This window comes from Rhizobium sp. SEMIA 4085, assembly GCF_013004495.1.
Lineage (GTDB): Bacteria > Pseudomonadota > Alphaproteobacteria > Rhizobiales > Rhizobiaceae > Rhizobium > Rhizobium gallicum.
In genome coordinates this window covers 1-832 of record NZ_JABEPH010000701.1, presented here as the reverse complement: position 1 = coordinate 832, position 832 = coordinate 1, and the positions used below count along the sequence as shown (strand labels likewise).

The 832-nt window shown below is 62.0% G+C and carries 1 protein-coding gene and 1 pseudogene; both read right to left on the bottom strand.

The genetic code is table 11. From position 1 onward, the window contains the following. A pseudogene (locus C9413_RS32495) lies at positions 1 to 181 on the bottom strand (ABC transporter substrate-binding protein); the annotation flags it as partial. A gap of 179 nt (positions 182 to 360) precedes the next feature. Next, positions 361 to 832: lyase family protein (locus C9413_RS32490; protein ID WP_246703920.1), on the bottom strand; the 472-nt coding region annotated here is incomplete at its 5' end.

Sequence of the window (832 nt, the reverse complement as noted above, 5' to 3'; positions counted from 1 at the left end):
GCTTGCCGCCGCTCGTTCCCCCCTCCGGTGCCAGATTGGCGTCGCCCCCGGCCTGGCCGTTCTTGCCTTGCAGCCCGACCGGACCCGACAGCGGCCCAACGCCCCCGCCCTTGATCGTGTCGGCACAGGCGGCGGTGCCCATGATGATTGCCGCCGCAGCGGCCAGAACCAGCTGTCTCATCTTTCCTCTCCCTTTATACCCTGCGGACTCCACCGCCAGGTTAGCGCGCAGCTAAATTTCACGTTAGTGTGTCATGCGAAACGGTAATGTAAAATGAAATAAATACGGTAATTCATAACTGGTGCATTATGTTAAGCATCTGCCTGAGGCTGACAAAAAGGGTGAGGAAGGAAGCTTGCCTACGAGCCCCCGAGGCGGAGGATATTACCGGTCAGCTCGCGCGCAAGCCGCAGGGCGCCCGCGGTCGCCATGACCATCTGCGGCAGCACGAGCCATTCAAGTGTCCAGGCGGCACCCGAACGTTCCTGTTCGTGAACAAGCGCTTGGTGGATGGCCGAAAGTTGGGCGGCGTTGAAGCGGGAAAAAGCGACAAGCGTTTCGGCGCCGACCGGGTTCTGCTTGTGCACCATGGCTGACGATCTTCCGCCGCCAGCAAGTTCGATCTCTCCACCCGCCTGCGCCAGAAGGGCGATGTCCTGGCCCATCTTCCCCAGACTGCCGGTGATCAGCGAAAAGAGGTTGGCAAGGTCGGCGATTGGTGCGCGCTGGTTTTGCCATTGAGGCTCGTCAGTCAGTCCAAGTTCCTGGGCGAGCGACGCGCGGATGTCGGCAGCCTTGCCGCCCAGCCTGTCCAGCGTCCCCGCCCCACGC